General features: G+C 66.8%; 19 protein-coding genes. 12 read left to right on the top strand and 7 right to left on the bottom strand.

The genetic code is table 11. The annotated features are described in order from the left end of the window. The first annotated feature begins 6 nt into the window (after nt 1-6). Nucleotides 7-2,286: a helicase-associated domain-containing protein gene (locus ABZ789_RS02620; RefSeq protein ID WP_358418515.1), complete on the top strand. Its 2,280-nt coding sequence runs from the start codon at nt 7-9 to the stop codon at nt 2,284-2,286. 17 nt (nt 2,287-2,303) lie between these two features. On the opposite strand, the gene ABZ789_RS02625 is transcribed toward ABZ789_RS02620, so the two are convergent. Then, nucleotides 2,304-2,789, bottom strand: a complete 486-nt coding sequence (locus ABZ789_RS02625) for a hypothetical protein (RefSeq protein ID WP_358418518.1) — start codon at nt 2,787-2,789, stop codon at nt 2,304-2,306. Nucleotides 2,790-2,968: 179 nt separating this feature from the next. Between ABZ789_RS02625 and ABZ789_RS02630 the strand changes: the two genes are divergently transcribed. Genes ABZ789_RS02630 through ABZ789_RS02640 form a run of 3 tightly spaced genes read left to right on the top strand, consistent with a single transcriptional unit; the run spans nt 2,969 to nt 5,924 of the window. Continuing rightward, complete coding sequence (locus ABZ789_RS02630) at nt 2,969-4,627, top strand: DNA repair helicase XPB (RefSeq protein ID WP_358418521.1); 1,659 nt, start codon at nt 2,969-2,971, stop codon at nt 4,625-4,627. Nucleotides 4,628-4,669: 42 nt separating this feature from the next. After that, nucleotides 4,670-5,338, top strand: a complete 669-nt coding sequence (locus ABZ789_RS02635; RefSeq protein ID WP_358418524.1) for a DUF3239 domain-containing protein — start codon at nt 4,670-4,672, stop codon at nt 5,336-5,338. 1 nt (nt 5,339) lies between these two features. Then, a complete protein-coding gene (locus tag ABZ789_RS02640) occupies nt 5,340-5,924 on the top strand; it encodes a GNAT family N-acetyltransferase (RefSeq protein ID WP_358418526.1) in 585 nt (194 codons plus the stop codon). On the opposite strand, the gene ABZ789_RS02645 is transcribed toward ABZ789_RS02640, so the two are convergent. Further along, on the bottom strand, nt 5,907-6,893 hold the full coding sequence (locus ABZ789_RS02645) for an LLM class F420-dependent oxidoreductase (protein ID WP_358418529.1): 987 nt from the start codon (nt 6,891-6,893) through the stop codon (nt 5,907-5,909). The genes ABZ789_RS02640 and ABZ789_RS02645 overlap by 18 nt on opposite strands. Nucleotides 6,894-7,419: 526 nt before the next feature. Continuing rightward, complete coding sequence (locus tag ABZ789_RS02650) at nt 7,420-8,799, bottom strand: MBL fold metallo-hydrolase (protein ID WP_358418531.1); 1,380 nt, start codon at nt 8,797-8,799, stop codon at nt 7,420-7,422. Nucleotides 8,800-9,034: 235 nt separating this feature from the next. On the opposite strand from ABZ789_RS02650, the gene ABZ789_RS02655 reads away from it, so the two are divergent. The 4 genes from ABZ789_RS02655 (at nt 9,035) to ABZ789_RS02670 (ending at nt 11,479) form a co-directional block, all read left to right on the top strand. After that, the gene (locus ABZ789_RS02655) at nt 9,035-9,634 is read left to right on the top strand and encodes a rhodanese-like domain-containing protein (RefSeq protein ID WP_358418534.1); all 600 of its coding nucleotides are present in this window, start codon (nt 9,035-9,037) and stop codon (nt 9,632-9,634) included. Nucleotides 9,635-9,636: 2 nt separating this feature from the next. Continuing rightward, nucleotides 9,637-10,515, top strand: a complete 879-nt coding sequence (locus ABZ789_RS02660; RefSeq protein WP_358418537.1) for a sulfite exporter TauE/SafE family protein — start codon at nt 9,637-9,639, stop codon at nt 10,513-10,515. Between the two features lie 248 nt (nt 10,516-10,763). Next, nucleotides 10,764-11,033, top strand: a complete 270-nt coding sequence (locus tag ABZ789_RS02665; RefSeq protein ID WP_358418540.1) for a metal-sensitive transcriptional regulator — start codon at nt 10,764-10,766, stop codon at nt 11,031-11,033. Between the two features lie 32 nt (nt 11,034-11,065). Further along, the gene (locus ABZ789_RS02670) at nt 11,066-11,479 is read left to right on the top strand and encodes a DUF302 domain-containing protein (protein WP_358418543.1); all 414 of its coding nucleotides are present in this window, start codon (nt 11,066-11,068) and stop codon (nt 11,477-11,479) included. A gap of 57 nt (nt 11,480-11,536) precedes the next feature. Here ABZ789_RS02670 and ABZ789_RS02675 read toward each other — a convergent pair whose 3' ends face one another. Next, nucleotides 11,537-12,769 carry an oxygenase MpaB family protein gene (locus ABZ789_RS02675; protein WP_358418546.1) on the bottom strand — a complete coding sequence of 411 codons (1,233 nt, stop codon included), beginning with the start codon at nt 12,767-12,769 and terminating at the stop codon, nt 11,537-11,539. A 297-nt stretch (nt 12,770-13,066) separates the two neighbouring features. Between ABZ789_RS02675 and ABZ789_RS02680 the strand changes: the two genes are divergently transcribed. Continuing rightward, nucleotides 13,067-13,669 (top strand): helix-turn-helix domain-containing protein, encoded by a 603-nt coding sequence (locus ABZ789_RS02680; protein WP_358419210.1) that lies wholly within the window; start codon nt 13,067-13,069, stop codon nt 13,667-13,669. Here ABZ789_RS02680 and ABZ789_RS02685 read toward each other — a convergent pair. Beyond that, nucleotides 13,654-14,148, bottom strand: coding sequence for an NUDIX domain-containing protein (locus ABZ789_RS02685; protein WP_358418548.1), 495 nt, complete (start codon nt 14,146-14,148; stop codon nt 13,654-13,656). The two genes, ABZ789_RS02680 and ABZ789_RS02685, sit on opposite strands and share 16 nt — an antisense overlap. After that, nucleotides 14,145-14,786, bottom strand: a complete 642-nt coding sequence (locus ABZ789_RS02690; protein ID WP_358418551.1) for a GyrI-like domain-containing protein — start codon at nt 14,784-14,786, stop codon at nt 14,145-14,147. Before ABZ789_RS02690 ends, ABZ789_RS02685 begins: the two co-directional genes overlap by 4 nt. A gap of 87 nt (nt 14,787-14,873) precedes the next feature. Here ABZ789_RS02690 and sigJ point away from each other — a divergent pair, with 87 nt between their 5' ends. Further along, nucleotides 14,874-15,800: an RNA polymerase sigma factor SigJ gene (gene sigJ / locus ABZ789_RS02695; RefSeq protein ID WP_358418554.1), complete on the top strand. Its 927-nt coding sequence runs from the start codon at nt 14,874-14,876 to the stop codon at nt 15,798-15,800. Here the strand turns inward: sigJ and ABZ789_RS02700 are convergent. Beyond that, complete coding sequence (locus tag ABZ789_RS02700; protein WP_358418557.1) at nt 15,734-16,402, bottom strand: carboxymuconolactone decarboxylase family protein; 669 nt, start codon at nt 16,400-16,402, stop codon at nt 15,734-15,736. The genes sigJ and ABZ789_RS02700 overlap by 67 nt on opposite strands. 111 nt (nt 16,403-16,513) lie before the next feature. Between ABZ789_RS02700 and ABZ789_RS02705 the strand changes: the two genes are divergently transcribed. Together ABZ789_RS02705 and ABZ789_RS02710 are read left to right on the top strand one after the other, a co-directional pair. Beyond that, nucleotides 16,514-17,707 (top strand): pyridoxal phosphate-dependent aminotransferase, encoded by a 1,194-nt coding sequence (locus tag ABZ789_RS02705; RefSeq protein WP_358418559.1) that lies wholly within the window; start codon nt 16,514-16,516, stop codon nt 17,705-17,707. Further along, nucleotides 17,708-18,712: an AraC family transcriptional regulator gene (locus tag ABZ789_RS02710; RefSeq protein WP_358418562.1), complete on the top strand. Its 1,005-nt coding sequence runs from the start codon at nt 17,708-17,710 to the stop codon at nt 18,710-18,712. It begins immediately after the preceding gene. The last annotated feature ends 35 nt before the right edge of the window (nt 18,713-18,747 follow it).

Consider the following 18,747-nt stretch of genomic DNA (forward strand, 5'->3'; position numbering starts at 1 on the left):
GGGAGGATGTCACCGACCACGCCCATTCCCGACACCACCTCGGACTCCCTCGCCAGTTGGCTGGCAGGTCGTCGTGACACGGAGCTCGCCGCTGCACTGCGTGCCCGACCCGACCTCGTTGTGCCGCCACCTGCGAGTATGAGTGTGCTCGCCGGCAGGGCACAGCAACGCGCCTCGGTGTTCCGTGCAGCCGACGAACTCGACACGGCTGCGTTCGGGATCATCGAGGTGCTGGCGCGCCTCGGTGCCGTCGAGTCCCCCGTTTCCCGTGCCACCGTGCTCGGCGAGGTGTCGGGCCGGATCAGCGCGAGGAATCTCGACCGCATCCTGTCCACGCTGCGTTCACTGCTGCTCGTGTGGGGGCCCATCGACGAGTTGCGCCTCGTCGCCGCCGCTGTGGACGCCGTCCCCTGGCGGGTCGGACGCGGTAGCGACATCACCGTGCCCGCCCGGCACGAACTCGACGACATACTCGCGACTCTTCCGCCCGAGCAGCGCAGTATCCTCGACACCCTGTCCCGCACCTCCCCCGTCGGTCGTACGCGTGACGCCGCGCCCGGGACCCCCGCCGAGCGGCCCGTACAGAAGCTGCTCTCCGCCGGATTGCTGATCCGCCTCGACGACGAGACCGTCGAACTGCCGCACCGGGTGGGGCAGGCGCTGCGTGACGATGCCCCCTTCGACCCCGCAGCGCTCACGGCTCCGCGCGCACCGAAAGCGACCCGGTCGACGGCCGACGTCAACGCGACCGCAGCCGGAGCCGCGCTCGAACTGCTGCGGCACTGCGAAGACGTTCTCGACACGCTCGGCGCGCAACCCGCCCCCGTCCTCAAGGCCGGTGGTCTCGGCGTCCGCGAGATGCATCGCATCGGCAAGGCCGTGGGTCTGGACGACGTGGAGACTGCCTTGATCGTCGAGGTTCTCGCGGGCGCCGGACTCGTCGCGCGGGGGCTTCCCGATCCACCCACACCCGGGGACGACGATCACTGGGCACCGACCACCGCCGCCGACGCGTGGCTGGCGTCCTCCCCCGCCCACCGCTGGGCGGTGCTCGCCGGTGCCTGGCTCGACCTGCAGCGCCGGCCCTGGCTGATCGGCCGTCGCGATCAGAACGACAAGCCGGTCGCGGCCCTCTCCGACGAGGTGAAATCGCCCGTTGCTGTCCGCGACCGGCGACTGCTCCTCGACGTCCTCTCCGACGTGCCGGCGGACGGGGCGGACGTCACGGACCTCCGCGCCGCCGCCGCGTGGCGCCGCCCGCGCTGGGCAGGACGTTTCGACACGACGAGTGTCGTCGAGACGGTACGGGAGGCCACGACACTCGGTCTCGTCGCACACGGCATGCTCGCGTCACCGGGCAAAGCCCTGCTGCACGGCGGTGACGCCGAAGCGGAGATGGCAGCGGCACTGCCCGAACCCGTCGATTACGTACTCGTCCAAGCCGACCTCACAATCGTCGCCCCGGGGCCTCTGGTCCCCGAACTCGCCGAGCGGATCTCGCTCGTGGCGGACATCGAATCGGCCGGCGCCGCGACCGTCTACCGGATCGGCGACAGCAGTATCCGGCGAGCACTCGACGCCGGTCTCGGCGCGAACGACCTGCACAGCCTGTTCGCCGATCATTCGCGCACACCGGTACCGCAGTCGCTCACCTATCTGATCGACGACGTGGCCCGGCGCCACGGCCGCCTGCGTGCGGGTGTCGCGATGTCCTTCGTGCGCGCCGACGATCCCGCCCTGCTCACCGAGGTGCTGTCCGCCCCGGTCGCAGCAACCCTCGCCCTGCGTGCCGTCGCCCCGACCGTGGCGATATCGCAGGCGCCCCTGGCCGAAGTGCTCACCGAACTCCGTGCGGCAGGCTTCGCTCCGGCCGGAGAGGACGCCTCCGGAACGATCGTGGATCTGCGCCCGCGCGGTGCCCGCGTCACAGTGCCGCGTGCGCGAGCACGCTACGCCGGACCCAGTGCCCCGAGCGAGGAGCAGCTTCACGTGCTGGTGCGCACGCTGCGTGCCGGTGACCGCGCGGAGACGGCCACACCCACCGCCTCTGCGCGCGGTGACGGCAGCAGGTCGGGCGGTGCGGCCACCCTCGCGCTGCTGCAACTCGCCGTACACGGCAAGCGCAGTGTGACCCTCGGCTACGTCGATGCGCAGGGGGTGGCGACGCGCCGGATCGTCGACCCGGTGTCGGTGGGCGGCGGGCAGGTGCAGGCGTTCGATCCGGCGACCGGCTCGGTACGCAGCTTCGTGTTGCACCGCGTCACCTCGGTGGCACTGGTCGACTGACAGCGAGGACGCGGCGATCAGTCGAGGCGCGGAAGGTCACGCACGAGGGTGAACGGTGACGCTGCCGCGCGGGAGGCAGGCGTTCCGGCGAAGGTGAGGCCGAGCAGCGTTCGCTCGTCGGCCGGCCGGAACTCGTCGCGGACCCAGCGCCACGGTACCGGCGCGTCCGCTCCGTACGACACGACGATCGCGGGGCGGCCGTCGAGCCATGACGGTGCGATCGCCACACGCATGGGCAACACCTCACGCAGCACGCCGGGGGCGTCTTCGCGAAGGTTCACCGCGCTCCCGTCGCCGCTGAACCGCTTGCCGTACCAGCGGGGCATCCCGCCGAGCGCAATGGCGCGCGGAGCAGCGACCCGCAGGAGGGCAGGCCCGACGAAGACGGCCCGGTAGGTGCCGGCCGCGGGGAGCGCCTCGGCGTGCAACTCCCGGAATCGCTCCCGCAGTCCGCGCACCGATCGCGGCAGCGTGTTCGGGGCACTCTCGCCCGGTGTCGTCATGACTCCTCCGATGTGGTTGTGTCCTCGATGTTCTCGGACGCACGACGATGCTCGGTACAGTGCGATGCGAGTCGTCCGCTCGTCGTGGTGATGGTAGGAGACGGATCTGCGCCGGTGGCGCGAGAGGGCTCGAGTCTGGAGAATGGGAAAGTTCTGCTCTCTACCCACAGGAGGCACTCGTGGCCGACGGACCGCTCATCGTCCAGTCCGACAAGACCGTACTCCTCGAGGTCGACCACGAGGGCGCCGACGCGGCCCGGCAGGCGATCGCACCGTTCGCCGAACTCGAACGAGCACCCGAACACATCCACACCTACCGGGTCACGCCGCTGGCACTGTGGAACGCCCGTGCTGCCGGTCACGACGCCGAGCAGGTCGTCGACGCACTGGTCTCACATTCTCGATTCGCCGTCCCGCAGGCGCTGCTCGTCGACATCGTCGACACCATGAGCCGCTACGGGCGGCTCCAGCTGGTCAAGAACCCCGCGCACGGCCTGACGCTGGTCGGTCTCGACCGGGCGGTGCTCGCCGAGGTTCTCCGGAACAAGAAGATCGCGCCGATGCTCGGCGCCAAGATCGACGACGACACCGTGATCGTGCACCCGAGCGAGCGCGGACGCATCAAGCAGATGCTGCTGAAGATCGGCTGGCCCGCGGAGGACCTCGCGGGTTACGTCGACGGCGAGGCCCATCCCATCTCCTTGGACTTCGAGACGAACCCCTGGCATCTGCGCGACTACCAGGAAATGGCGGCCGACTCGTTCTGGGCCGGTGGCTCGGGTGTCGTGGTGTTGCCGTGCGGGGCAGGCAAGACCATGGTCGGTGCCGCCGCGATGGCGAAGGCCGGAGCTACGACGCTGATCCTGGTGACGAACACCGTCGCGGGACGCCAGTGGAAACGCGAGCTGATCGCCCGCACCTCCCTCACCGAGGACGAGATCGGCGAGTACTCGGGTGAGAAGAAGGAGATCCGCCCGGTCACCATCGCCACCTACCAGGTGATCACCCGCAAGTCGAAGGGCGAGTACCGCAACCTCGAGCTGTTCGACTCCCGCGACTGGGGGCTGATGATCTACGACGAGGTACATCTGCTGCCGGCGCCGGTCTTCCGCATGACCGCCGATCTCCAGTCGCGTCGCCGCCTCGGCCTCACCGCGACGCTCGTGCGCGAGGACGGACGCGAAGGCGACGTCTTCTCGCTCATCGGCCCGAAGCGGTTCGACGCGCCGTGGAAGGACATCGAAGCCCAGGGCTGGATCGCCCCGGCCGACTGCGTGGAGGTCCGTGTCACCCTCACCGACGCCGAACGCATGGCGTACGCGGTGGCCGAGCCCGAGGAGCGGTACAAGCTCTGCTCGACCGCACGCACCAAGATCCCGGTGGTGAAATCCATCCTCGAGCAGCACCGGGACGCCCCGACACTCATCATCGGCGCCTACATCGATCAGCTCGACGAACTCGGTGAAGCGCTCGACGCACCGGTCATCAAGGGTTCGACGAAGACGAAGGAACGCGAGGCGCTGTTCGACCGGTTCCGCGCAGGCGAGTTGAAGGTGCTCGTCGTATCGAAGGTGGCGAATTTCTCCATCGACCTGCCGGAGGCGTCGGTCGCGATCCAGGTGTCGGGGACCTTCGGGTCCCGGCAGGAGGAGGCCCAGCGGCTCGGGCGGCTGTTGCGCCCCAAGCACGACGGTGGACAGGCCCACTTCTACTCCGTGGTCTCGCGCGACACCCTGGACGCGGAGTATGCCGCGCACCGCCAGCGGTTCCTCGCCGAGCAGGGCTACGCATACCGAATCACCGACGCCGACGATCTCCTGGGACCGCAGATCGGCTGACTACCCGCCGGAGCTCGTTCGGCCCTCCCATAAGCTGGTGGGGTGCGCCGCTTCGAGTTCCCCGTCGACCTTTCCCATGCCAAAGCCGTGAATCAGACCCTCGCGGATGTACGTCGTCTGCGTTGGTCGGGAATCTTCGTCGCTCTGGTCTGCGCCGCGGGTGCGGTGGGGCTGTTCCTTGTCGGTGCCGGCTGGTCGTACATCGTCGCCGCGGTGCTGGCGGTGGCAGCTGTGGCATCGGCATGGGTGGCCCTGTGGGCACCGCACAAGGTCGGGACCATCGAGCAGCTCTATCACGACAGCCCGCTCGTCCCGGCTGTCGTCGCAGCGAAGCGCGCTCGCGGGTTGACGCTGCTCGCCCTGGTGGACATCGCGAAGCCCGAGACATCGAGCCGGCACTTCGCCCTCGTCACCCGCAACGTGGAGGCGGTGCCCGGCCACCGCATCGCGATCGGCGAGCGGGTGCCCTGTGTGGCGGTTCTCTCGGACCGCACGACCCGCAACACCTCGGGTATGTGGCAGATGGTGGGCCCGATGCCGATCGCGTGGGGCACTCGCGACCAGAAGGTCATCGCCGATGCCGTCGCGCGCATTCCCGACGTCGAGTGGCGTGTCCTGAAGGACAAGCTGAAGATGGTGGACGAGGTCGACGCGACCGACGAGCGTCGCCTCGAACTGTCGAGCAAGGAACTTCCACCGGAACTGCGGTGACATGGAACTGCGTACGCTGACCGACAACGCGGTGGTGCTCTCGCCTCCCCGGTCGGACGACGTCGACGCCATCACCGAGGCATGCCGGGATCCGCTCATCTCCCGATGGACCACCATGCCCTCTCCCTACACCCGGACGGACGCTCTGCGCTTCGTCGAGGACACCGTTCCGGCCAAGTGGTCCAACCGCTTTCCCGATTGGGCCGTGCGAACATCCGAGGACGGAGTGCTGTGCGGCATGGTCGGATTCGCCCCGCGCGAGAGCGACGATCCGGAGGTCGGCTACTGGATCTCACCGACAGCGCGGCGCCGGGGTCTCGCGACCGCCGCAGTGCGATTGGCATGCGGGTTCGCCTTCGCCCCCGACGGGATGAACCTCCGGAGGGTCGGCTGGCGCGCCTTCGTCGGCAATCTCGCATCCGCGGCCGTCGCACGAGGGGTCGGATTCCGCTACGAGGGCCTCGTCCGCAACGGCCTCGTCCAGCGCGGAGTTCCACGGGACGTGTGGGTCGCCGGGTTGTCCGCCGACGACCCACCCGGACCGGCCGACGCCTGGCCGATCCGCACGTCACGCGAGGTGCGGTAGCACTTCCTTCTCGAGGAGTTCGAGGCCCGAGGTGTCGTAGGCGGCCTCGGGAACGTAGAAGATCGCGTACTCGAGTCCCTGCTTCTTCAGCGCGGTGAGGTTGTCGACGATCTGTTCGGGCGTGCCCACGGCCGGCATTCCCCGGAACGCATCGAGCGCCCCGTCCGCCTTCTCCGCGCCGACGATCGGTTCGAGACGTGCCCGCAACGACTCGAGCCGCTCCTGCACCTCGGCTTCGGTCCGCCCGATGGCCACGTTGTAATTGGCCGAGCGCACGATGGCGTCGAAGTCCGTACCGACCTCGGCGCAGTGCGCACGGAGAATGTCGGACTTGCGTGCGAACCCTTCGGGTGTGCCGTCGAAGTTGGTGTACTGCGCGTACTTCGCGGCGATCTTCAAGGTCACCTTCTCGCCGCCCCCGGCGATCCACAGCGGAATACCGCCCTCCTGCAGCGGTAGCGGACGGACGATGGCGCCGTCGACGGTGTACTCCCGTCCGGCAAGAGTCGCGGAACCGGTGGTCCACGCCTGCCGGAAGATCTCGACCCCTTCCTCGAGGCGCCGCAGGCGCTCACCCGCGGACGGGAAACCGTAACCGTATGCGCGCCATTCGTGTTCGTACCAGCCGCCGCCGATACCCATCTCGATGCGTCCACCGGAGATGATGTCGGTGGTCGCCGCGACCTTCGCGAGGTAGGCGGGATTGCGGTAACCCATGGCCGTGCACATCTGGCCGATCCGCACGCGCTCGGTGACGGCCGCGAAGGCGGACACGAGGGTCCATGCCTCGTGGGTCGCTTCGTCAGTGGGTTCTGGGACGGTGTGGAAGTGGTCGTACACCCAGATCGATTCCCACGGCCCGCCGTCGGCGCGCACCGCGAGGTCGCGCATCACCCGCCACTGATCGGAGGGATCGATGCCGACAAGATCCAGTCGCCAGCCCTGGGGAACGAACAGTCCGAAACGCATACAGCTCCTCCGCTGGAAGGTACGGGCGTGATGACATTCATCCCGCCTCCTCCTTACAGTGTGCGGTGCGTTTGCCCGGAAGTCCGGGCGAGTCGCGGAGCCTGGACTTCCGTGGACCAGGTCGGACCCTGATCGGCGCTCATCGGCAGCTTCGCGGCCACGACCACCGGCCGGGGCCGCCGCCCCTCGCTCGTTACGATCGCCGTCAGCGACGGAAGAGCGAGAACAGACTTCGACGCTCGGCGCGGGCCGGCTCAGAGTCCTCACTGCAGGTGCAGCGGTCGGCGGCAGGCACGGAACGCATGACGGCGTCGACATGCTGTCCGCAACCACCCCAACCGGTCTTTCCGCATTTCGGGCAGGTGACGGGGTAACACATGGATTCCTCCTGGATAAGAAGTTCGCTACTGCCCCGGAGGGTCAGGAGCGGGAGGTTGCGCGTCGTTCGGCAACCCGGGTCTCGAAGTCCACCATCGCGAGGTTCTTCGTCGTCATCGTTTCCGCTCCTTCCTCGGGTGCTGAACGATCAGGCGGGGACGTGTGATTCGGCCCACGCGTTGTAACCGCCGAGCAGATCGGTGACGTTCTCGAAGCCCTGAGCCCGTAGCAGGGAGGCCGCCACGCTCGAACGCCATCCACCTGCGCAGTGCACCACGATCGGCTTGTCGGCAGGCACCTGATCCAGTCGGGTCCGCAACTGTGCCAACGGGATCGGAACCGCGCCCGGGATCGTGCCGAACTCGCGTTCGCCGGGATTGCGGATGTCGACGAGAGTGACCGCGTCGTCTGCGAGCAGGTGGTCGAGTTCCTCGACGGTCGTCCTCGTTGCGGTCTCGACGAGATCGGCCAGCTCCGCGGGGAAGACCCCATCAGGGCCGACGTTCAGATAACCTGCTGCGCCGTCGGATCCGATCCGGGCCAGGCGCACCGCGGCTTCCTGCTCCTCGCCGGGGTAAGTGATGAGAACGATCTTCTCCCCGACCTCGGCGACCATGCCACCGGTCTCCGCGAACCGGCCGTCGAATCCGACATTGACCGAACCACGCAGGTGGCCGGCAGCGAAATCGTCGACACTGCGCGCATCGAGAACCCTTGTACCGGCGACAAGTTCGGCTTTAACATCTTCCGGGCTCAGCTCCGGAATCGTGTGGTCCTGCACCAGAAGCGGATGCATCCGCTTGTTCATGGCCGCGTCGACCGAGAAGTACGACGGAGCAGCCGGCTGCCCTTCGGTCACGAGGGCGACGAACTCGTCCTCGCTCATCGGCTGCACGGCCGGGTTGGTGGCACGCTGCTCGCCGATGGTGGAGGTGAGCTCCGTCGACAGGTTCTTGCCGCAAGACGAACCCGCACCGTGAGCAGGCATGACGACGACCTCGTCGGGCAGCGTCAGCAGCTTCTCGTGCACCGTGTGGTACATCGCCCGCGCCAGATCGTCGGTCGAGCCGTCTCCGAGATTGACGAGATCGGGGCGGCCGACGTCGCCGATGAACAGCGAGTCGCCGGTGAGGACCGCCGACGGGACGGCGCCGGAACGTTCGCGCACCAGCACCGAGATCGATTCCCAGGTGTGGCCCGGAGTGGACAGGATCTCGAGTTCCACCTCGCCGAGGGACAGCTTCTCGCCGTCGCTCAGGCGGCGGATCGGGTAGTCGGTCTCGGCAGCCTCACCGAAGCCGATCCACGCGCCGGTCGCATCGACCAGTTCGAGGTGGCCGGAGACGAAATCGGCGTGGAAGTGGGTATTGATCACACCCTCGATCGTCATCCCGTACTTCTTTGCATCGGACAGGTATTCGGCGATGTCGCGGCGCGGGTCGACCACGACCGCCCTGCCTGTGTTCTCGTCGCCGACGAGATAGGACGCGTGGGAGAGGCACTCGATGTAGTACTGCTCGAGAATCATGGATTCCTCCGTTATCGGTTCCGAGGATGTAGACATCCTGACATATACCCCCTAGGGTATGTCAAGTACCCCTGGGGGTATGCGATAGGCGGGGCAGGACCGCTCCCCCGATTCGACCCACCCCGCACGACATCACGTTTGCTCATACCCCTAGGGGTATGTATACGATGATATCGGAAATACCCCCGGGGGCACCTCATACAGCCCCTCGAGTCATCCCACCGAAAGGCCATTCATGACCGAGTCTCCCGCTGTCACCATCGATCCGAGCGCCCTGCACGAGTTGGCCGACTCCGGCAAGAACGTGCGCATCATCGATGTCCGCACTCCGGGCGAGTTCGAGTCCGTGCACATCCCCGGCGCCTACAACGTCCCGCTGGACCTGCTGCGCGAGCACCGAGACGAGTTCTGCGCCCATTTCGACGAGAACATCGTGCTGGTCTGCCGATCCGGGCAGCGCGCCACCCAAGCCGAGCAGACCTTGCGCGACGCGGGCTTGTTCAACATCCATATCCTCGACGGAGGCATGCTCGGATGGGAGTCCGCCGGACTACCCGTCAATCGCGGTGCCGAGCGCTGGGATCTCGAGCGCCAGGTTCGGCTCGTCGCCGGATCGCTCGTGCTGAGCTCGATCCTCGGCAGCATCGCGGTACCGAAGCTCAAGTGGCTCGCCGCCGGAATCGGTGGCGGCCTGACTTTTGCGGCGCTGTCGAATACCTGCGCGATGGGCATGCTGCTGTCCAAGCTGCCCTACAACCGTAGCGCATCGTGCGACGCCCGGACGATCGTCGCGCAGCTCGTCGAGTCGAATTCCACACCTGCCGAAGGGAACTGATCATGATCGCGTTGACCGTGGCCCTGGCAGTCCTGGTGGGTGTGACACTCGGACTGCTCGGCGGCGGGGGCTCGATACTCACAGTCCCCCTACTTGCCTACGTCGCAGGCATGGACGCCAAAGAGGCGATTGCCACCTCGCTGCTGGTCGTAGGTGTCACCAGCGCGGTCGGCGCGATCTCCCACGCACGCGCCGGCCGTGTCCAGTGGCGTACCGGCCTCCTGTTCGGCCTGGCCGGCATGGTCGGCGCCTACGGCGGTGGACTGCTCTCGCGTTTCATCCCCGGCACTGTTCTACTGCTCGCCTTCGCCGTGATGATGATCGCCACTGCGGTCGCGATGCTTCGTGGCCGCAAGAACACAAACGCAGCCGACGGCGGCGACCGTGCGATGCCCATCGGCAAGATCCTGCTCGACGGCGTGGTCGTCGGCCTGGTCACGGGACTCGTCGGTGCCGGCGGCGGCTTCCTCGTCGTACCCGCCCTGGCGCTGCTCGGTGGACTGCCCATGCCGATCGCCGTCGGTACATCGTTGATCGTGATCGCCATGAAGTCCTTCGCCGGCCTCGGTGGCTATCTCTCGAACGTGCAGATCGACTGGCGCCTGGCGGCCATGGTCACCGGCGCCGCCGTCGTGGGGAGCCTCATCGGAGGACGCCTGACCTCACTCGTGGATCCGGAAACCCTGCGCAAGAGTTTCGGCTGGTTCGTATTGATAATGTCCTCGGTCATCCTCGCCCAGGAGATCCACCCCGGTGTCGGAATCGCCACAGCAGCAATCACATTGATTGCCGGAGTCACTGCCTACGCCTGCAACCGCAGTGAGCATTGCCCTCTGCAGCGGTTCGGAGCGCACAGCCGTACGTCCGTGGCAACGGGCTGACCGCACGAAACCGGACTTCCGCGAGGGTGCGAGCCCACCAGGTCGAGTGGCGTCCGACAGGCATCTTCGCGGTAACCGGCATTCCGGCCACATTCGCCGGCAGCACCGTGAGACGACTGTTGTCCCGTGGCCCACGCCGCGGATGTCACACTCGTGGCGGGCCGCGGAGAATCCGGTCACACAACTCACACCCCGGTCAGATACCCCCGGGGGTACACTGGACGGAACGAACCAGGAAAGGACCCTTCATGGTCGGCGACGAAGACAGCATCGCATTGGTACTCAACCGGTTGCGCCGCGCTCAAGGCCAGCTCGCCGGAGTGATCTCGATGATCGAGCAGGGCCGCGAATGCAAGGAGGTCGTCACCCAGCTCGCCGCGGTATCGCGCGCACTGGATCGTGCCGGCTTCAAGATCGTCGCGACGGGACTCAAGGAGTGCCTGACCGAGACGGGCAAGGACGGCAAGGAACCGATGACGGAGGCCGAGCTCGAGAAGCTCTTCCTCACCCTGGCCTGATCGGGCCCGTTCACGAGAAAGGCAGTTGATCCATGGCACTCGCACTATCGGCCACTCTGCACACCTCGTTCCCCGACGCGGTCGAGCGCACTCGCAAGGCCCTGTCCGACCAGGGATTCGGTGTGCTCACCGAGATCGATATGCAAGCAACCCTGAAGGCGAAGCTCGGCGAGGACATGGAGAACTACGTGATCCTCGGCGCCTGCAATCCGCCGTTGGCGCATCGCGCGGTGACGGTCGACCGGCAGATCGGTCTGCTGCTTCCCTGCAATGTCGTCGTGCGCGCCGACCCGGACGACCCGGAGAGGGTCGTGGTCGACGCGATGAACCCGCAGATGATGGTGCAGGTCGCCGATCAGCCGGGGCTCGCGGAGGTAGCCGACGACGCCACCGCAGCATTGCGGGCCGCCATCGACGCCCTGAAAGCGGACGCCACGAAGAACTGAGGACGCACACGGCGAAGGCCGGCACATCGACTGTGCCGGCCTTCGCCGTAGGGCGGGTCAGGGATAGTTCGGATTGTTGAACTCCGGGATCTCGATACTGATGGGCCGCAGTTCGGACATGTAGAGCAGGACGAACTGGCGCAGCAGTTCGTCGAACGTCCAGTAGGCGTCCGGCGCCAGCGGAAGCGGAAGCAGCCCTTCGCGCACCGCGATGAAGGGTCCCCATGCGACGTCCAGCAGTGTGCCCCAGACGGGTTCGCGGGGAATGTTCAACCAGTCGGCAATTTCGTTGCCGAGAACGAAACGGGTGAGTGCGCCGAGGATCGGCCGGCTCAGCAGCGTGAAGTCGAGGCCCTTGCCGAGATCGAGCAGCATGTCGGCAAGCTTGATGCCCTCGGGGGTGGGAGCAAGGATCGGGTCGAGTGACTGCTGAGCCTGGGATTCGGCGTCGTCCCAGGTGGCGGGGATGTACTGATCCTCGATGCCGAGCATGTGCGCGCTGACCTGCCACGAGTGCAGGAATCCGGTGGCCTCGGCCTCGGGGATCGGAACCTTCCATGCCTTCAACGTGCGCATCACACTGGTGGGGAGACTGTGCCAGGTAACCATCATGTCGTGCTGACTGATGGGCACTTCTTCCGGCGCCACGTGAGCCCAGTGCGGGGACTGCGGGAGCAGGTGCCGGACTGCGGCGTGCACGAGCCTCGTCTTGACCGACGTGACGATCATTTCGCCATCGCCCAGATAGGCGTTGCGAGAACCGATGTCGTAGCCGAGCTTGGCGGTCTTCGAGATGCGGCGCTTCATATCGGCGCCACCCTTGGAGTAATAGACGGCCAGCGCTTCCTTGGGGATGACCGTGCTCATCATCCCACTCGCAAAGCCGTACAGGACGCCGAGATACAGCCCTCGCTTCTCGTTGAATTCCACGGCCGTCGCCAGTTTCGCGGGATCTGCCCAGGACGGAAGCTGCCGGGCATGCTCCATGAAGTCGCGCAGGTCGGCCGGAAGCCCTTCGGGCAACGGCTGCGAATTCTTCGTCCAGGTACGCAGTAGTTCGTTGACCCGCGGTACCTCACCACGGTCGAGCAGGGAAGCAACGAGCGGATCGGCCTCGGTGTCCCACACCTGGCGTGGATCGGCGCCACTGCCCGTACCCGGTATCGATCCGGCCGGTGACCATCGCCATGGCTGCGCACCGGCCGGGGCTGCCGCCGCGAACGCCCCCAGGGCACCTACACCCAAGAGGCCTCCGGCCCTCAGAACGTCGCGCCTGCTCGGATTCTCCATATGGTCGCTCCCCTTACGACTTGTCGATGATGCAATGAAACAGATTGGGTTTCTCTGTAACATCGAACCACACGAGTGGCCCCGGTCACAACGGTTCCGTCCACACCTTCACGGGCTTCGTCGGGGGCGGGTTCGCAAACGGTAGACTCGAAGGCTCGAGGAGGACATGTGGATTCTGCGTCGCTGTTCCCGCAATCGAAATCGTCCGCGTCCGCCCCCCTGCCGCCCGCCTCGGACTCGGCGTCGTTGCTCGAACGCGCCTTCCAGGACGCCCTGCTCTTACCCGACGAGTCCGTCATGGGCACGGAGGTCGACGAGACGCGCGTCCGCTTGCTCGACGCCGCCTACGAGCAGTTCTGCCGCACCGGTATCCAGCGCTCGTCGATGGAAGAGATCGCCCGTCGAGCGAAACTGTCCCGGATCACGCTCTACCGCAAGTTCGAGACCAAGGACGCACTCGTCGACGAGGTGATCCTGCGCGAATTCCGGCGCTACTTCCTGCGGTTCCTCGAAGACATCGCGCATGCCGACACGGTGGCCGACCGCGTGGTGCTCGGGTTCGTGAGCGCACTGCGCGCGATTCGCACCAACAGGCTGATCGGCAACCTGCTCGAGACCGAGCCGGTGCTGTTCGCCGGGGCGATCGGTGGCGACGACGGATCGATGCTCGCCGCGGTCCGGCGCTTCGTCGCGGGCCAACTTCGGCGCGAACAGCGAGCCGGGACGATCGCCGGCGATCTGAACGTCGATCTGGTGGCCGAGATGCTCGTCCGCATCTCGGCCTCGTTCCTCACCACACCGAGCCAGGTGGTCGATCTGGACGACGAAGATGCGCTGGTGTCGATAGCCCGGCAGTTCCTCGTTCCGATGGTGCTCCCGAACGATCAGTCGATGCGGTAGTAACGGCCGGCCTCGTCCAGCCGCGCGCGCAGTGCCTGCATGACGGGCCGCTGTCCCTTGTGCAGTTTCGTCTCGGCCTCGGCCGCAACGATCCAGCGTGCCTCGTCGACCTCCGGAATCGTGATTCGCTTGCCGGACCGTGGAGGCCATTCGATCTCGCACGTGTTGCTCCCGGCGAAGGTGAGATCGTCCGTGGTCTCCCCCGCGTAGATGCTGACGATCTTTCCCGACGACTGTCGGTAGCGCCCCAGCAACGACAACGGCACATCCGGCGGCGCGATCCCGCATTCCTCGGTGAACTCACGCAGCGCGACCTCTCGTGGATCTTCCTCGGGACCGTACTCGCCCTTCGGTACCGACCAGGCCGCCTCGTCCTTCCCCTTCCAGAACGGGCCGCCGGGGTGGACCAGCCACACACCGAGCAGACCGGTGTCGTCGATGCGATAGAACAGCAGACCTGCGCTGGTGACAGCCGTCATGGTTCACCGATCCCTGTAACCGGCTGACGCAGAATGGTTCTCAGATTCTCCGGCGCCGCCCGGCGAGGATCGCCGAGGTATATCTCGTGATGCTCGCCCGCAAACGTCAGGCCGCGCTGCGGCATCACCTGCGTGTGCAGACGTTGCAGTACGGGCCCTTCGTCGTCGTACGGGCCGACGTGCAGGGTCTGCAGACACCTGCCTTCCGTCATCCGGAAAGGTCGCACACGCGGCAGGGACGGCACCGGCTTCTTCTTCGCGCGAGCCTTGTCTCCGGCCGATGCGACCGCGTCGGTCACCGCATGGTCGGTGATCCAGGGTGGCTGCGCGATCAGCATGCGCCACGACCAGGACGACTTGTCGCGGGTGTGGAAGGCGGTCATGTCCTCGCTCCACCATTGCCCTTCGAGGGGGCCGACGACGAAGTCGCGGCCGAGGGCCGTCTTGGAAGCGAACTTGAGGGCGTATGCCACCGAGTAGATGGCTTCCACAGCGTCGGCGTACTCCGGCGAACTGTTCGGGTCGCCCTTTCCGTCCACGGCCAGAAAGCCGAACTCCGGCACGTGTACCTCCGTGAATCCGCCCGCCGAGCAGGTATACAGCTCGCGGTACTCGCGCTTGATGTCGTATTTGTCCACGGCGCCCTCCCGGTCGAGGACGAGAATATGCCCGCCGACGCGATCCGTACGCGTGATCGGCCGGTCCGTTCGCCTAACATCGACATCATGCTCGAGGAGAGCACCGAGAAGGCGTTCGAGGACTGCCGGAACCATCTGCTGGCGGTGGCGTATCGGCTGACCGGAAGTATCGCCGACGCCGAGGATGCCGTGCAGGACGCCTGGCTGCGACTCGCAGGTGCGGACGTTGCCGCGATCCGCGACCTGCGTGCGTGGCTGACCACCGTCGTGGGCCGGTTGTGTCTCGACAAACTACGTTCCGCCGCGGTGCGCCGGGAAACCTATGTGGGCCAGTGGCTACCCGAACCGGTCGTGGCACCGCTCGGCTCCGTCTCTCCGCCGGATCCGCTCGACGAGATCGTGCAGCACGAGGACAACCGTCTGGCCGCGCTCGTCGTGCTCGACAGCCTGACGCCGGCCCAGCGTGTGGCGTTCGTCCTCCACGATGCGTTCGACGTCCCGTTCGACGACATCGCCCGCGTCCTCGACATCGCCACCCCCACCGCCCGTCAGTTGGCTTCGCGAGCCCGGCGGGTGGTCTCGTCTGCGCCACCACCGAGTTCGCCGGACGCACACGAGGAAGCCGTCGGCCGGCTGATCGCCGCGTTCGCGGCCGCAGACCTCGACGCCATCGTCGCAGCGCTTCATCCCGAGGCCCGAATGATCGGGGATGCCGGAGGCACGACTCGCACGGCACTGAACGTGGTGGTCGGCGCCGAGAAGGTGGCCCGCTTCTTCCTCGGTCTGCTGCGCCTCTACGGCACGGAGGAGCTGACGACCTTCGAGCCGGTCCGGGTGAACGGCGAGCTCGGCCTGCTCAATCGGGGACGCCCGGCCGCGGATGACCGGCCGGGGTTCCCTCCTCGGGTGACCGCCTGGACCGTGCGAGACGGACGGGTGTGGACCGCCTACGATATGGCCAATCCCCAGAAGTTGAGGCGCGGAATACTGCTGTCCGACAAAATCTTCGAGTAGCCGTCGTAGCGGTCGCCGGGGTTGCTCGCCTGCGGCTCGGCCCACGGCACCCGACAGGCGTCCGTACTGAAGCCCTGATCGTGGATCCCCAGCGCCGAGTTCATGCGTGCGCGCAGGTTCTCGAGTGCGATCTGATAGGTGAGTTCGACGACGCCCGCCGCTCCGAAGCGACGCTCGAGATCGGCGACCTGCTCATCGGTGACGGCCGTCGCCACGTCGCCGGTCATCGCGTCCGCGTACGCGATTGCCGCCTTCTCGTCGTCGCTGTAGAGATCGGAGGTCTCGAACTCGGCGATATGGGCGAGGCGTTCGGTGTCGAGCCCGTCCAACCGTTGCAGCATCGTCCCGAAATCGATGCACCACGAACATCCGACGGTCCAGGCGACGCGATACACCGCGATCTCCCGGACCGCCGCGGGCAGGACGGTGGACGCGCGTTGGGCGAGCATCTCGTGGAGTCCGCTCGCACGCATGAGTCCGGGATGATGCGCGGACACGGCGAAGGGTTCGGGCACCGAACCGAACCTTCGGCGGGCCAGCGCATACATCGCACGGGTCGACAGACCCGCATGGTCGGGAGCGACGGCTTCGAGTCGTGCCATTGCAGTTCCTTCCGGTGAGGCCGACGGAATCTCCGCCGGATCCGAGGTGGTCACATCGGATAGACGAGGCAGGCCGCACGAATGTGACCGCGCGGGCGCTACGCTGCAGGAATGGTTGATTCGACGACTTCGGGACGAGTTCGTACGGTCTGTCGGCTACGACCGTTCGCCTCCACGATCTTCGCCGAGATGACCGAACTCGCCGTTCGGCACGGCGCGATCAATCTCGGACAGGGCTTTCCCGACATCGACGGGCCGCCCGCCATGCTCGAGATCGCTCGTCGCGCCATCGCCGAGGGAGTCAACCAGTACCCACCGGGGTCGGGCATGCCCGTGCTGCGCGAAGCCGTCGCCGCCGATCGCGCCGCGCGCTACGGTCTCCGGTACGACCCCGAGTCCGAAGTGCTCGTCACGGTCGGCGCCACCGAAGCGATCAGCGCCGCGATCCTCGGGCTCGTGGAGCCCGGTGACGAGGTGTTGCTCACGGAGCCGTACTACGACTCGTATGCCGCGTCGGTCGCGCTTGCGGGCGCGACCCGGCGCACCGTGCCGCTCACCCGTTCGGGGAGTGGGTTCGTGCTCGACGTCGATGCCCTGCGCGCGGGCGTCACGGCCCGCACCCGCATGCTGGTCGTCAACAGTCCCCATAATCCCACCGGCACCGTCTACGACTCCGAATCGCTGACGGCGCTCGCCGAGTTGGCCTGCGAACACGATCTCCTCGTGTTGTCGGACGAGGTGTACGAGCACCTGGTCTTCGACGGCCGCACGCACATCCCGCTGGCGTCGTTGCCGGGCATGGCCGACCGGACGATCACGGTGTCGAGCGCTGCCAAGACGTTCAACGTCACCGGCTGGAAGATCGGGTGGGCGATCGGCCCCCGCGAACTGATCGACGGAGTGCGCGCTGCCAAGCAGTTCATGACATTCGTCGGTGGTGCCCCCTTCCAGCCGGCGGTCGCGCACGCTCTGATGCACGAACAGGATTGGATTGCGTCGATGCGCGACGACCTGCAGCGCAAGCGAACGCTCCTCTCGCACGCCCTCGCCGACACCGGAATGAAGGTATTCGACTCTGCCGGAACATATTTCGTATGTGCCGATCTCACTCCGCTCGGCCGGTCGGATGCTGTCGCCTTCTGCCGGGAACTCCCTGGACGGATCGGCGTCGCAGCGGTGCCGGTGAGCGTATTCGTCGACGACACCGCATCGTGGAACCATCTGGTTCGGTTCGCATTCTGCAAACGCGACGACGTCCTTACCGAGGCGGCCGCGCGGTTGAACGGATTACAGGGGGCCCGCTAGATGTTGCGACCGACCATTCCGTCCGACTTCGTTTCGCGAGCCGTACGAGTGGGAGCCGAAGAGGGCATCGATCTGCAGCCCGCCCTCGATGCGGCGCGCATCAGCCGCGCCGTGCTCGCCCATCCTCACGCACGGCTCACACCCGCACAGGTCAGCCGCTTCACCCAGGTGGTCTGGCAGATCACCGACGACGAGCTGTTCGGGATCGCACCGGCACCCGTGCCTCGGGGCACCTTCCGCGTGATGTGCCTGACGCTCATCCACCGCCCCGATCTCGATCGCGCACTGCAACGGATGATCGAGGTGAACCACGTCATTCGGTCGCTGCCGCAACTGAGTCTCACCCCAGGTGAGCACACCACTCACCTGGACGTGGCACTGCCGGACGTCGTCGACGACAAGACCCGCGTGGTGGTGGATTTCCTTCTGATGCTGCTGCATCGTTTCGCCGCGTGGCTCGTGGGGGGACGCGTGCCCCTCGAATCGGTGTTCCTGCCGTACACCGAGCCCGATCCCGTGCTGGCCCGTAGCTACGACGCGATCTTCGGGGTGCCGGTGACGTTCGGCGCGGGACGCGCGGCACTCGAGATCGACAACGCCGCATTGAAATCCCCGCTCGTGCAGACCGAGGAGTCACTCGAGGAGTACCTGCGAGATTCTCCGAATCTTATTCTTTCCGAACGTGATTACGAATCCACGGTGTCGGCGCAGGTGCGCCGGATCTTCGAATCCGGCATCGAAGGACGAACCGCGACGGCAGAAGACATCGCAAGCAGGCTCGCGGTGAGCCCGCCCCATCTACGGCGCCTGCTCCGCCAGGAGGGGACGTCTCTCGGACAGTTGCGCGAAGAGGTGCTCCGCGACCTCGCGATCGCGGGTCTCCGGCGCGGTGAGGCCGTCGAAGATATTTCCTCCCGTCTCGGATTCTCCGAGCCGAGTGCCTTCCGCCGGGCGTTCAAGAGGTGGACGGGCAACACCCCGCGCGCCTACCGCGCACACCGCTGACACTGCCCACCGGCAACGCTGACACTGCCCGCAGC

The organism is Rhodococcus sp. NPDC047139 (assembly GCF_040643435.1).
GTDB lineage: Bacteria > Actinomycetota > Actinomycetes > Mycobacteriales > Mycobacteriaceae > Rhodococcus.